The sequence below is a fragment of the Williamsia deligens genome (assembly GCF_024171765.1).
GTDB classification, from domain to species: domain Bacteria; phylum Actinomycetota; class Actinomycetes; order Mycobacteriales; family Mycobacteriaceae; genus Williamsia_A; species Williamsia_A deligens.
The window spans coordinates 494,873-507,835 of the sequence record NZ_JAMTCI010000002.1; the positions used below are offsets into that span (position 1 = coordinate 494,873).

The 12,963-nt window shown below is 69.7% G+C and carries 14 protein-coding genes; 4 read left to right on the forward strand and 10 right to left on the reverse strand.

What is annotated here, in order from left to right:
- The 9 genes from kdpB to rsmD all read right to left on the reverse strand — a co-directional run bounded on the left by kdpB (position 1) and on the right by rsmD (position 8,517).
- On the reverse strand, positions 1–2,115 hold the full coding sequence (kdpB, locus tag LX14_RS16590) for a potassium-transporting ATPase subunit KdpB (RefSeq protein ID WP_372505414.1): 2,115 nt from the start codon (positions 2,113–2,115) through the stop codon (positions 1–3).
- Positions 2,112–3,797, reverse strand: a complete 1,686-nt coding sequence (gene kdpA / locus LX14_RS16595; protein WP_253648430.1) for a potassium-transporting ATPase subunit KdpA — start codon at positions 3,795–3,797, stop codon at positions 2,112–2,114. The genes kdpB and kdpA overlap by 4 nt, the downstream gene beginning before the upstream one ends.
- Positions 3,798–3,804: 7 nt before the next feature.
- Positions 3,805–3,903, reverse strand: coding sequence for a potassium-transporting ATPase subunit F (locus LX14_RS16600; protein ID WP_253648431.1), 99 nt, complete (start codon positions 3,901–3,903; stop codon positions 3,805–3,807).
- 280 nt (positions 3,904–4,183) lie between these two features.
- Positions 4,184–5,089, reverse strand: a complete 906-nt coding sequence (gene mutM / locus LX14_RS16605; RefSeq protein WP_253648432.1) for a bifunctional DNA-formamidopyrimidine glycosylase/DNA-(apurinic or apyrimidinic site) lyase — start codon at positions 5,087–5,089, stop codon at positions 4,184–4,186.
- Position 5,090: 1 nt separating this feature from the next.
- On the reverse strand, positions 5,091–5,846 hold the full coding sequence (rnc, locus tag LX14_RS16610; protein WP_253648590.1) for a ribonuclease III: 756 nt from the start codon (positions 5,844–5,846) through the stop codon (positions 5,091–5,093).
- 35 nt (positions 5,847–5,881) lie between these two features.
- Positions 5,882–6,460, reverse strand: coding sequence for a YceD family protein (locus LX14_RS16615; protein ID WP_253648591.1), 579 nt, complete (start codon positions 6,458–6,460; stop codon positions 5,882–5,884).
- A gap of 119 nt (positions 6,461–6,579) precedes the next feature.
- Complete coding sequence (locus tag LX14_RS16620; RefSeq protein WP_253648433.1) at positions 6,580–7,362, reverse strand: DivIVA domain-containing protein; 783 nt, start codon at positions 7,360–7,362, stop codon at positions 6,580–6,582.
- A gap of 118 nt (positions 7,363–7,480) precedes the next feature.
- Positions 7,481–7,954, reverse strand: coding sequence for a pantetheine-phosphate adenylyltransferase (coaD, locus tag LX14_RS16625; RefSeq protein ID WP_253648434.1), 474 nt, complete (start codon positions 7,952–7,954; stop codon positions 7,481–7,483).
- A 5-nt stretch (positions 7,955–7,959) separates the two neighbouring features.
- On the reverse strand, positions 7,960–8,517 hold the full coding sequence (rsmD, locus tag LX14_RS16630; RefSeq protein ID WP_253648435.1) for a 16S rRNA (guanine(966)-N(2))-methyltransferase RsmD: 558 nt from the start codon (positions 8,515–8,517) through the stop codon (positions 7,960–7,962).
- Positions 8,518–8,682: 165 nt separating this feature from the next.
- Between rsmD and ectA the strand changes: the two genes are divergently transcribed.
- The 4 genes from ectA to LX14_RS16650 all read left to right on the forward strand — a co-directional run bounded on the left by ectA (position 8,683) and on the right by LX14_RS16650 (position 12,025).
- Complete coding sequence (gene ectA / locus LX14_RS16635; RefSeq protein WP_253648436.1) at positions 8,683–9,201, forward strand: diaminobutyrate acetyltransferase; 519 nt, start codon at positions 8,683–8,685, stop codon at positions 9,199–9,201.
- 171 nt (positions 9,202–9,372) lie between these two features.
- The gene (gene ectB / locus LX14_RS16640; protein WP_253648437.1) at positions 9,373–10,626 is read left to right on the forward strand and encodes a diaminobutyrate--2-oxoglutarate transaminase; all 1,254 of its coding nucleotides are present in this window, start codon (positions 9,373–9,375) and stop codon (positions 10,624–10,626) included.
- A gap of 42 nt (positions 10,627–10,668) precedes the next feature.
- A complete protein-coding gene (locus LX14_RS16645; protein ID WP_253648438.1) occupies positions 10,669–11,067 on the forward strand; it encodes an ectoine synthase in 399 nt (132 codons plus the stop codon).
- A gap of 7 nt (positions 11,068–11,074) precedes the next feature.
- Entirely contained in the window at positions 11,075–12,025 is a 951-nt protein-coding gene (locus LX14_RS16650) for an NAD(P)-dependent oxidoreductase (RefSeq protein WP_253648439.1), read from the forward strand.
- 24 nt (positions 12,026–12,049) lie between these two features.
- Here LX14_RS16650 and LX14_RS16655 read toward each other — a convergent pair whose 3' ends face one another.
- Complete coding sequence (locus LX14_RS16655; RefSeq protein WP_253648440.1) at positions 12,050–12,400, reverse strand: hypothetical protein; 351 nt, start codon at positions 12,398–12,400, stop codon at positions 12,050–12,052.
- Positions 12,401–12,963: the final 563 nt, after the last annotated feature.

Below are 12,963 nucleotides of genomic sequence, written 5' to 3' on the forward strand. Positions count from 1 at the left end.
CTACCCCATTCCCGGGATGAATCGGACGACGAGATCGATCAGCCAGATGCCGACGAACGGCGAGATGACACCACCGACCCCGTAGACGAGCAGGTTGCGACCGAGCAGCCGCGACGCCGACGAGGGCCGGTAGGCGACACCGCGCAGCGACAGCGGGATCAGCGCGATGATGATGAGCGCGTTGAAGATCACCGCCGAGGTGATCGCCGACTGCGCGGAGTGCAACCGCATGACGTTCAGCCCGTCGAGCTGCGGGTAGATGCCGCTGAACAGAGCGGGCAGGATCGCGAAGTACTTGGCGAGGTCGTTGGCCAGCGAGAACGTGGTCAAGGCGCCCCGGGTGATCAGCAGCTGTTTGCCGATCGCGACCACGTCGATCAGCTTGGTCGGGTCGGAGTCGAGGTCGACCATGTTGCCGGCCTCCTTGGCGGCCGACGTACCGGTGTTCATCGCCAGACCCACGTCCGCCTGTGCGAGCGCGGGGGCGTCGTTGGTGCCGTCGCCCGTCATCGCGACGAGCTTGCCCGCGGCCTGCTCGGACCGGATGACCTCGAGCTTGTCCTCGGGTGTGGCCTCGGAGATGACGTCGTCGACGCCGGCCTGCGCCGCGATCGCCGCGGCGGTGCGCGGGTTGTCGCCGGTCACCATCACCGTGCGGATGCCCATGGCCCGCAACTGCGCGAAGCGTTGTGCCATGCCGGGTTTGACGACGTCGGACAGGGCGATCACACCGAGGACGCGGACCTGTCCGTCCCGTCGGCGCTCGCCGACGACCAGTGGTGTGCCACCGCCGGCGGCGATCTCGTCGACGGCGTCGGACACCTGGGTCGGGACGCTCGCGCCGGTGGAGCGGGCCCACGAGATCACGGCGTCCGCGGCGCCCTTGCGCAGGGCGACACCCTCGGCGAGGTCGAGTCCGCTCATCCGCGTCTGCGCGGTGAACGGGACGAGCGTCGCCGACCCCGGTTCCGGACGGACCGCCTCGACGTCGACGCCGTGCGTCCGGGCGCAGAACTCGACGATGCTGCGTCCCTCGGGGGTGTCGTCGCCCAGGCTCGATCGGCATGCGGCCAGGGCGATCTCGTCGACGGTCACGTCCGGCGCGGGGACCACCGCGGTGGCGCGACGGTTGCCGAACGTGATGGTGCCGGTCTTGTCCATCAGCAGGGTGTCGATGTCGCCGGCGGCCTCCACCGCACGCCCCGACATCGCAAGCACGTTGCGCTGGACCAGGCGGTCCATCCCGGCGATGCCGATCGAGGACAGCAGCGCACCGATGGTCGTCGGGATGAGGCACACCAGCAGGGCGATCAACTTGATCGGGTCGGGCGTGGACCCGCCGTACTGCTGGACCGGGCCGATCGCGACGACGGCGAGCAGGAAGATGATCGTCAGGCTCGCGAGCAGGATGTCCAAGGCGATCTCGTTGGGCGTCTTCTTCCGCGACGCGCCCTCGACGAGCGCGATCATCCGGTCGACGAACGACTCCCCCGGTCGGGTGCTGATCTGCACGACGATGCGGTCGGACAGGACGACGGTCCCGCCGGTCACAGCGCAGCGGTCGCCACCGGATTCGCGCACGACGGGTGCGGACTCGCCCGTGATCGCCGACTCGTCGACGGTCGCGATGCCCTCGACGACGTCCCCGTCGCCGGCGATGGTCTCGCCGGCCTCGACGACGATGCGGTCGCCGATGGCCAGGTCCGACCCCGACACCTCGACGGTCGACCCGTCGGCCTCGAGGCGGCGGGCGATCGTGTCGCGCTTGACCTTCCGCAGGCTCTCGGCCTGCGCCTTGCCGCGCCCCTCGGCGACCGCGGTGGCGAGGTTGGCGAACACGACGGTGAACCAGAGCCAGAACGCGATGGCCCAGGCGAACACCGAGGGCCGCACGATCGCAAGGATCGTCGTCACGATCGAGCCGACGAAGACCACGAACATGACCGGGTTGCGGACCTGCTTGCGCGGCGTCAGGGCCCGCACGGCGTCCGGCAGCGCGGTCACGAGAGACCGCGGGGAGAACGAGCCGTGGCCCGCGAGATCGGCCGGGGGCGTGTCATTCCCGGGCTCGGGGGTGCCCGGCTCAGGGGTGCCGGACTCCAGGGTGACGGTCACTGCATCGCCTCCGCGATCGGTCCCAGCGCCAGGGCCGGGAAGAAGGTGAGTCCGGCGACGAGCACCACGGTGCCGAAGAGCAGTCCGCCGAACAGGAGTCCATGGGTCGGCAGCGTCGCCGTCGACGACGCGGCCGGGCGTTGCCGGGCGAGCAGACCGGCGAGCGCGAGGGTGAAGACGATGGGCAGGAACCGGCCCAGCATCATCGCGACGGCCAGGGACGTCTGGAACCAGTCGCTGGTGACGGTGAGGCCGCCGAACGCGCTGCCGTTGTTGTTGGCCGCGGAGGCGAAGGCGTACAACACCTCCGAGTAGCCGTGCACCGACTGTGGGGATCCGGGATCGCCGCTGTTGCCCTGGAATCCGGTCGTCGACGACAGCGTCATGGTGATGCCCGTGCCGACGAGGACCAGCGCCGGCATCACCAGGATCGACAGCGCCGCCATGGTGATTTCCCGTTGCCCGATCTTCTTGCCCAGGAACGTCGGTGTGCGTCCGACGAGCAGCCCGCCGACGAAGACGGCGATCACCGCGAGCACCAGGATCCCGTACAGACCGGTGCCCACACCGCCGGGCGCGACCTCGCCGAGCAGCATGTTCCAGATCAGCGCTCCCCCACCGGCCGCGGAGAAGCTGTCGTGCTGGGCGTTCACCGCGCCGGTCGACGTGCCGGTCGTCGCGACCGCGTAGAGGACCGACCCGGGGATGCCGAACCGCTGCTCTTTGCCCTCCATCATCGCGCCGGCGGCCCGCGCCGCGACACCGGTCGTGTGCTGCTCGAAATACGCGGTGATCGCGAAGATCACGGTGAGCAGCGCTGCCATCACGCCGAGGATGGTCAGGCCCTGGCGACGGTCCTTCACGAGCGTCGAGTAGGTACGGGTCAGGCAGATCGGGATGAGCAGGATCGCGATGATCTGCGCGATGTTGCTCAGCGGGGTGGGGTTCTCGAACGGGTGGGCCGAGTTCGTCGCCAGCGATCCGCCGCCGTTGGTACCCAGTTCCTTGATGGCCTCCTGGGAGGCGAACGGCCCCACCACCGCATGGCCCGTCGACCCGTCGAGGTTGGTGAAGTCGAATCCGGAGTGGAACGACTGCACGACACCCTGCGTGAGGAACAGGATCGCGAACAGCACCGCGAGCGGGAGCAGGATGCGCAGCGTCGCGCGGACGAGGTCGACCCAGAAGTTGCCGAGTCCGTCGCCACCGGTCTTGGCGACGATGCCGCGGATCAGCGCGACGGCCACGGCGATGCCGACGGCCGCGGACAGGAAGTTCTGCACGGCGAGGCCACCGGCCTGCACCAGGTTCCCCATGACGGTCTCGGGGCTGTAGGACTGCCAGTTCGTGTTCGTGACGAAGGAGACCGCGGTGTTGAACGCCATCGCGCTGGGCACGTCCGGTCGCCCGCCCGACATCGGCAGGACGGCCTGCAGTCGTTGCAGCGCATAGAGGAACAGCACGCCGACGAGTGAGAAGCCCAGCACCGCCGCGGTGTACCCGACCCAGGTCTGCGGTCGAGAGGCGTCGACGCGGACGACGCGATAGAGCAGCCGCTCCACGCGGAGGTGGCGCTGCGAGGTGAGGACACGGGCCATGTGGTCGCCAAGAGGGACGTAGGCCAACGCGAGGATCAGGACCACCACACCGACCTGCAGCGTGGCGGCGAGCGCGGGATTCACGGCGGCGTCAGAACCTCTCCGGGAACACCAGGGCGGCGACGAGGTACAGCACCAGGGCCGCGGCGACGACGAGCACCACCACCGTGGTGGTGCCGGTGAGCGTCACCGCGACACCCGGGACGCCACGGCGCGCAGGGTCAGTGCGCACAGCGCGAACAGCACGAGGATCAATGCCACGAAGGCGAGGTCCGCCACGTCGGTCACTCCTGAGGACAGCGCCACCCGGGTCGGGCGGCTCGCATCGGCGATGCTGCCGCGCCCGTGCGCCTCCGACGTCGGCGTTAACGCCCTTTCGACACCGTGACCTGGGGTCTTGACGGGATCTTCACGCCGGGACGACACCTGGGGGCGGTATCATTCGCGGGAGTAATGACTTCCGCGGGTGGTCAGTCCCGCGGGACGCGCGGGCGGACCTGGCACCGCGGGCAGCTGAACGAGCTGCGGTTCATGAACTGCTCGCGCCGCATCAGCGTGCCGCAGCGGCGACACGGTTTCCCCTCGCGGCCGTAGGCGTCGAGGGATCGCTCGAAGTACCCCGACTGCCCGTTCACGTTCACGTAGAGCGCGTCGAATGACGTCCCGCCGACCGCGAGAGCCTGCTCCATCACCTCACGCGCCGAGTCGAGCAGGCGACCCAGCACCCGGGGACCCAGGGCGTCGGTCATCCGTGCCCCGTGGATCTTGCTGCGCCACAGTGATTCGTCGGCATAGATGTTGCCGACGCCGCTGACGATCGTCTGGTCGAGCAACGCGCGCTTGATCTCGGTGTGCTTGGCCCTCCACGCGGTGATCACCGCGCGGCGGTCGAACGCGGGATCGAACGGGTCGCGCGCGATGTGGGCGATCGACGACGGCACCGTGTCGCCCGTCCGCGCGCCGCCGTCGGGGACGACCAGCTCGTCGAGGAACCACCCCCCGAACGTGCGCTGGTCGACGAAGCGCAACTCCTGCCCGTCGTCGAGACGGGCACGGATGTGCAGATGCTTCTGCGCGGGAGCGTCGACGTCGGAGACGAGCATCTGCCCGCTCATGCCGAGGTGCACGACGACAGCGAGGTCCGCGGGGGCTCCTGCCGGGGCGGTGGCGTCCGCGACGTCGAGCCAGAGGTACTTCCCGCGCCGACGGGCCGCGACGACGCGTGTCCCCGCCACCGCGTCGGTGAGATCCGTGGCGCCGGCGACGTGACGGCGCACGGCCCGGGGGTGGGTCACCGCCACCGACTCGACGACGTGGCCGACCACGTGCGCGTCGAGCCCACGACGGACGACCTCGACCTCGGGGAGTTCGGGCACCTCAGGCCGGCGGTGCGGCGGGTGCGACGAAATCGCCTGTCGCGGCGGCGTCGTCGGACCCGGCCGTCAGCGAGGCGTAGGCGGCCGCGGCAGCCTTCTGCTCGGCTTCCTTCTTGGTGCGCCCGGTGCCCTCACCGTGGCCGCTCCCGGCGACGACGGCGACAGCGGTGAACACCTTGTCGTGATCGGGCCCGGTGGAGGTGATGCGGTACGCCGGCACCCCGAGCCCACGCGCCGCGGTGAGCTCCTGCAGCGAGGTCTTCCAGTCGAGGCCGGCGCCGGCGACGGCGGCACGGTCGAGCGACGCGGCGAAGAGGGCTCGGACGACGCGGCGTGCGGTCTCGAATCCGTGGTCGAGGTACAGCGCACCGAGGATCGACTCCATGCCGTCGGCCAGGATGCTGGCCTTGTCGCGACCGCCGGTCATCTCCTCGCCGCGGCCGAGCAGGATGTGACGACCGAGACCGCCGTCACCGAGCCCGCGGGCGATCTCGGCGAGCGCGTACATGTTGACGACGCTGGCGCGGATCTTCGCCAGCTCACCCTCGGGTCGGTCGGGGTGGGTGAGGTAGAGCTGTTCGGTGACCACCACGCCCAGGACGGAGTCCCCGAGGAACTCCAGGCGCTCGTTGGTCGGGAGCCCGCCGTTCTCGTAGGCGAACGACCGGTGGGTGAGCGCGAGGGTCAGGAGCGGCGGCGCGATGTCGACCCCGAGTGCCGCCAGCAACGGGGCGGGATCGGCGATGAGCGCCGGCATGGGAGCGGCGGAGGACGTGACGACCCTGTTGTCGCTCATCGGTCGCTCTCCGGGCCGTCCTGTCCCCCGGTCTCCTCCGTGATGGCGTCGGGGGTGGTCGCGAAACCCTTCAGCGCCGCCCACCGGGGATCGATGAGCTCGTGACCGTGGTCGGGTCCGGCGGCGTCGAGGCGTACGCCGCATTCCGCGCACAGACCGGCGCAGTCCGGCCGACACAGGGGGGCCATCGGCAGATCGAGAGCGATCGCGTCGATCACGGCCTGCTCGAGGTCGATGTGGTCGTCGGCGATGCGGTGGACGTCATCGGCGTCGGACGTCTTGTCGGTGGTGCTGGCCGGGTAGGCGTACAGCTCGGTGAGGAACACGGTCACCGTGTCACCGAGGGGCTCGAGACAGCGGGCGCACTGTCCGGCGGTCTCGCCGCTGACGGTGCCGGTCACCAGGACACCCTCGGACACCGCTTCGAGTTTCAGGTCGAGATCGATGTCGCTCTCGGCGGGGATGCCGATGAGGTCGAGACCGATCGCGTGATCGCAGGACACCGTGCGGTGTACCTGGGTCATGGTCCCGGCTCGACGTCCGAGGGATCGGATGTCGAGCACGAACGGGGACATCGTCGAACTGGATCGCTGGGCGGACACGCGCAAAACGATACGTGAACTGCGGTGGTCTTCCCACCCGCCTCGCCCGACGCGAACCGGTCGGAACCGGGCGTCGGGCGCAGCGGGTCGGGTCAGACCGCGACGCCGTGCGGGAAGTCCCGCCCGTGCAGGTCGACGGGGTGATCGGAGTAGTCGTGCACACCGGCGCCGGTGCGCAGCTGCTGACGACCCCGCCCCACCGACCGCATCGTGGTGGTGAGGACCTCCTCGAAGTCGGCGAGCTTGTTGTCGACGTACACGTCGCACTCACCGCGGAGACGATCGGACTCGGCGTGGGCGGCGTCGATGATGCGATCGGCCTCGGACTTCGCCGCGGCGACGACCTCGGTCTCGGAGACCAGACGCTGCTGCTCGGCGATGCCGTCGGCCACGGACTTCTCGTAGGAGGCGTTGCCCGACTCGATCATCCGGGCCGCCTCCGCGCGGGCCCGTCCGGTGACCGCCTCGAACTCGCGGGCCGCACCGGCCGCGGTGCGCTGGGCGTCCTCGCTCGCGTCGCCGACCAGCTGCGTCGCGTGCGCCTGCGCCTCGGCGACCATGCGGTCGGCGTGGGACTTGGCCTCCGACAGGATGCGGTCGGCCTCGGCCCGGGCGTGCGACACCATCGCGTCGGCCTGGGAGGTGGCCTCGGCGATGGCGGAGTCCGCGTGCTCGCGGGCGTCGCCGACGAGCTTGTCGCGCTGGTCCAGCACGTCCTGGGCGTCGTCCAGCTCGGCGGGGATCGCGTCCTTGACGTCGTCGAGGAGTTCGAGCACGTCGCCACGGGGGACGACGCATCCCGCTGTCATCGGGACGCCGCGTGCCTCCTCGACGATGGCACCCAGTTCGTCCAGAGCTTCGAACACGCGGTACACGGCTACCTCACTTCGTTCGGGCCTGACGCACCACCGCCATGGGAGATGGGTGGTGTCTGTGTGAACAGTGTGCCGTCTGTGACTCGTGTTTCTCAGGAGGCGCGCGGGGCGTGTCGGGTCAGCGTGCCGCCGCGGCGATGGCCGACGCCACCGGGGCCGGGACGTAGGGGCTGATGTCGCCACCAAGGCGCGCGATCTCCTTCACCAGCGAGCTCGACACGTGGGCATGACGGGGATCCCCGAGCAGGAACAGCGTCTCGACGTCGGCGAGTTCCCGGTTCATCTGCGCCATCGGCGACTCGTACTGGAAGTCGACGACGCTGCGCAGCCCTTTCACCAGGGTCGGCGCCGGCTGTCCGCGCAGGTAGTCGACGAGCAACCCCTCCCATCGGTCCACGCGGACGTTCGGCAGGTGGGCGGTGCTCGCCTCGATCAGGGCGACACGGTCGTCGATGTCGAACATCCCCCGCTTGGACGGATTGACCGTCACCAGGACGACCACGTCGTCGAACCGGTCGACGCACCGTTCCACGACGAACAGGTGGCCGCTGGTGATCGGGTCGAACGAACCGGGGCACACGGCTGTCGTCATGCCGGTCAAGCTAGCAGCGCGAACTCGACCCGCGTGTCCCCGTAGCGGCGGTCACCGTCGGCGACGAGGCCGGTCGGCCACGTCGTCATCGGCGACCGTGCGGAGCGTTCCACGACGACCAGGGCGTCGGGCGCCAGCCGTCCTGCGTCGGTCAACCGCACCATGTGCTCGTCGACCACCGCCGAGGCCACGTCGTAGGGCGGATCGCAGAACACGAGATCGACGGGCTCGGCCGGCGACGCGTCGAGGAACGCCTCCACACGTCGACGCACCACGGTCACGGCGTCGGTGCCGACGCCGACCGCCCGCATGTTCGCGCGGATCGTCGCCACCGCCCGCCCATCGGAGTCGACGACCGTCGCGTGCCCCGCCCCGCGCGAGAGCGCCTCGAGCGCCAGCGCCCCCGATCCCGCATAGAGGTCGAGCACGCGCAGCGCGGTCAGGTCGCGCCGGGCCTCGAGCATGGCGAAGACCGACTCACGGACGCGGTCGGTGGTCGGGCGGGTCCCGGCCGGGGGCGCCGCGATGGGCCGCCCGCCCGCGTCACCGGCGATGATCCTCATGGCCCGATTGTCCCCGTACCGCCCTGCACGCCCATGCGCTGCGGGGACCGTGTCGTGACAGGTATCACAACCGCCCGATATACTGCCCCTTTACCGAGGCATCACCTCGACGGGTGTGTCCGTCGTGTGACATCGGTGTGACCCGTTGTTAGCTTCGTTGATGCCATGACAACCGCACAGACAGGCGCGACACTGACCACGACACCGGAAGTCACGTTTCGCCTCCCCGACGTCTCCGACGGGGTGCGGTTGTGGGAGATCGCCCGCGACTCGAAGGTCCTCGACCTCAACTCCAGCTACGCATATGTGCTGTGGTGCCAGGACTACGCCCGGTCGTCGGTCGTGGCCGAGGTCGACGGCCGTGTGGTCGGGTTCGTCACCGGCTACGTCCGCCCGCAGGCCCCGGACACGGTGATGGTCTGGCAGGTCGCGGTCGACGCCGACCAGCGCGGGCTCGGCCTGGCAGGCCGCATGCTCATGGCGCTGATGGACCGCGTCGAAGAGGACGCCATCACCCGGATGCAGACGACCATCAGCCCCGACAACGAGGCGTCGCAGAAGCTGTTCACGTCGTTCGCCGACAAGCGGGGCATGACCATCACCCGCCGCGACTACTTCGCGCCCGAGGACTTCCCGGACTCCCACGAGCCCGAGGACCTCTACACCATCGCGCCGCGCGTCTGAGGCGACCGCCGTGATCGCGTCCGTCGCACCACCGGTCGCGGACGCACGGACCGTCGCGCATCGCGTCACGCGTGCGTCGGACGGGACCGCCCAGCCCGGGCATCCCGCCGCCCCAGCGACACCGCCGCGAGACGCGACCGGCGAGAACCGAACCACGAGTGAGGAACACCGATGAGCTTTCCCGACAACATCTTCGCCGACCGCGAGTCCGAGGTCCGCAGCTACAGCCGCGGCTGGCCCGCGGTGTTCGACACGGCCTCCGGCTCGTGGTTGACCGACCGTGACGGAACCCGGTACCTCGACTTCTTCGCCGGCGCCGGTGCCCTCAACTACGGCCACAACCACCCCGTGCTCAAGGAGGCCCTCCTCGAGTACATGTCGCGTGACGGCATCACCCACGGCCTGGACATGATGACCGTCGCCAAGGGCGAGTTCCTCGCGAGCTTCACCGACAAGATCCTCACGCCGCGCGGACTCGACTACAAGGTCATGTTCCCCGGCCCCACCGGGACCAACACCGTCGAGGCCGCCCTCAAGCTCGCGCGCAAGGTGACCGGGCGCGAGGCGATCATCAACTTCACGAACGCCTTCCACGGCATGACGCTCGGCGCCCTCTCGGTGACCGGCAACTCGATGAAGCGCGCGGGTGCGGGGATCCCGCTCGTGCACACCACCCCGATGCCGTTCGACGACTACTTCGACGGCTCCGTCGAGGACTTCGGGTGGATGGAACGCATCCTCACCGACTCGGGCAGCGGGTTCAACAAGCCCGCCGGCGTCATCGTCGAGACGGTCCAGGGCGAGGGCGGCGTCAACGTCGCGCGTGCCGAGTGGCTGCGTGGCCTCGCCGACCTGTGCAAGCGCCACGACATCCTGCTGATCGTCGACGACGTCCAGATGGGTGTCGGACGCACCGGCCCGTTCTTCTCGTTCGAGATCGCCGGCATCACCCCCGACATCGTGACGCTGTCGAAGTCGATCGGCGGCTACGGCCTGCCGATGGCGCTCACGCTGTTCAAGCGCGAACACGACATCTGGGGTCCCGCCGAGCACAACGGGACGTTCCGCGGCAACAACCCGGCGTTCGTCACCGCGACGGCCGCCGTCGACCACTTCTGGAGTGACGACACCCTCGAGAAGGACGTGCTGCGCAAGGGCCAGAAGATCCACGACGCCTTCGCGAAACTCGACGACGCCCACGAGGGCGTGTCCACCCGCGGTCGCGGCATGGCGCAGGGCCTCGTCTTCGAGACCCCCGAACACGCCGGCAAGGTGTGTCAGCTGGCCTTCGATCGCCACCTGCTCGCCGAGACCTCGGGCCCGCAGGACCAGGTGGTCAAGCTGCTCCCGCCGCTCACCATCACCGACGACGAACTCGACCAGGGTCTGGAGATCCTCTCCGAGGCGACCGCACAGGTCGTCTGACCCGACAGCCGTCCGCAGTCCCCGCAACGACAGGAGAAACAGTTGATCGTCCGCACCCTCGACGAGATCACCGACACCGATCGCGACATCGTCGCCGAGAACGGGAACTGGCGGTCCAAGCGGATCATCCTGGGCGGGGACAAGGTCGGATTCTCCTACCACGAGACCGTCATCAAGGCCGGTACGGAGAACGAGTTCCACTACGCGAACCACATCGAGGCGGTGTGGCTGATCTCGGGTACCGGGCGGCTGCTCGATCGGGAGACCGGCACGGAGTACCCGCTGGCCCCCGGCACCATGTACCTGCTGAACGAGCACGACCGGCACACCGTCTTCGCCGACACCGAGCTCCGCATGTTCTGCGTGTTCAACCCGCCCGTGGTGGGCAACGAGACCCACGACGAGAACGGCGTCTACCCGCTCATGACCGTCGAGGACTGAGATCGCCGTGGACCCGGCGTCCACCGGCGACGACGGGTCGTCGCGACCTACCCGGGTCGCCATAGCCCCCGCGCCGGACGATCACATCGCCGCGGCGGTGTCGTCCGCGGGCGGTGAGGTCGTCACCGACCTCGCAGACGCCGAGGTGCTCGTCTGGCTCGGTGGCGAGGTCGATTTCCCGCGGGATCTCGGTGACGACATCCGGTGGGTGGCACTGAGACTGGCCGGGATCGAGGCGTTCCTCGCCGCCGGGATCGTCGACGATCGACGCATCTGGACCAACGCCTCCGGGTTCTACGCCGAGAACGTGGCCGAACACGCGCTCGCCCTGCTGCTCGCCGGCCTGCATCGCATCCCGGACGCCGTTCGCGACGGGTGGGACAAGGACCGCGTCGACACCGCGGTCCGACAACTGCACGGCGCCACCGTGGGGATCGTCGGCGCCGGAGGCATCGGGCGTGCGCTGATCCCCCGCCTGATCGCCTGTGGTGCCGATGTCATCGCGGTCACCGCGTCGGGGCGGACCGTCGACGGCGCCCGGGCGACCCTCCCGTCGGATCGTCTCCCGGAGCTGTGGTCACAGGTCGACCATGTCGTGGTCGCCGCACCGTCGACCCCGGAGACCCGGCATCTCGTGGACGCCGCCGCCCTCCGGGCACTGCCCACTCATGCGTGGGTGGTGAACGTCGCGCGCGGCACCCTCATCGATCAGGGTTCGCTGCTGGAGGCGGTGCGATCCGGCGAGATCGCCGGGGCCGCCCTCGATGTCACCGATCCCGAGCCCCCGGACGCCGACGACCCGATACTGCACGAACCCCGCATCGTGGTGACACCGCATGTCGCCAATCCGGCGTCGGGCCTCACCCGCACGCTCGCGCCGTGGGTGGCCGAGAACCTGCGCCGGTTCCGTGCCGGGACGCCGCTGTTGTCGACGGTGCGACCGGACAGCTCGTACTGACCTGCTCGACCACCGACCTGCTCGCTACTGGCCGGCGGCGAGATCCCTGGTCGTCCGGAGCACGGCGAGGACCCGATCCATCGCGCGCCCGTGAGCGCAGTCGGCATGGGGATCGGTGTGTGCGCGATCGTGGTCGTCGAAGTGGGAGTTCGTCGAACAGCCCCGCGGGAACCTGCCACTGGGGTCACGGACCACCAGCGTCGGCTGCGCGACGTCGTCACCTGTCACGGGTGCGCCTCTCTCGCGCAGATCCGCCACCAGGGCATCGTGTTCACGGGTGGCATCACCCATGACGTCGGGATCGACTCGACCGGCCCACCAGGTCCGATCCGACGGCCGGTAGACGGCGACCGTCGCATAGCTGTTCTCTCGCACTCGCGCTCTTTCTCGACTCCCCGCGTACAGAAGACCACCTGGTCCGGCGACACGGCGAATTCTCCGACGATCCGTCATCGCAATTCCACTGTTCGACGGACAGCATCGGTGGGCGCCCCGTCGCAGAGAGACCGTCAGCTCCCCGGCCCCGCTGCTGTCGACCGTGCGACCGGGGCGGGCATGTCGATCGGGGCAGGCGTGTCGGCCGGGCACTCTCCCCGCCCCTGCGCCTGTTCGCGCGCCCCGCGCAGCACCGCGATGACCCGATCGATCGCCCGCCCGTGGGCGCAATCGGCGTGGGGATCGGTGTCCTGGTGGTCGCGTGCGTCGAAGTGGGAGTTCGTCGAGCATCCCCGGCCGTACCGACCCAGAGGGTCCTGAATCACCAGCAGTGGCGGCCGGATGTCCTCGACGGGAACTTCGATCCCACGGCGCCCCCAGTCGATCCGGAGGGCATCTGTCTCCTGGCGGGCATCGCCCAACACCGCGGGGTCAACCCGCCCGACCCACCACGACCGGTCACTCGACCTGTACACGGCGACGGTCGCCATCATCGTCTTCCG

What these genes read in the sequence shown, in the direction of transcription:
- ectA (WP_253648436.1), top strand. Translation starts at nt 8,683, where the DNA reads ATGACAACCGCACAGACAGGCGCGACACTGACCACGACACCGGAAGTC.
- rsmD (WP_253648435.1), bottom strand. Translation starts at nt 8,517, where the DNA reads ATGAGGATCATCGCCGGTGACGCGGGCGGGCGGCCCATCGCGGCGCCC.
- ectB (WP_253648437.1), top strand. Translation starts at nt 9,373, where the DNA reads ATGAGCTTTCCCGACAACATCTTCGCCGACCGCGAGTCCGAGGTCCGC.
- coaD (WP_253648434.1), bottom strand. Translation starts at nt 7,954, where the DNA reads ATGACGACAGCCGTGTGCCCCGGTTCGTTCGACCCGATCACCAGCGGC.
- rnc (WP_253648590.1), bottom strand. Translation starts at nt 5,846, where the DNA reads ATGCCGGCGCTCATCGCCGATCCCGCCCCGTTGCTGGCGGCACTCGGG.
- LX14_RS16615 (WP_253648591.1), bottom strand. Translation starts at nt 6,460, where the DNA reads ATGTCCCCGTTCGTGCTCGACATCCGATCCCTCGGACGTCGAGCCGGG.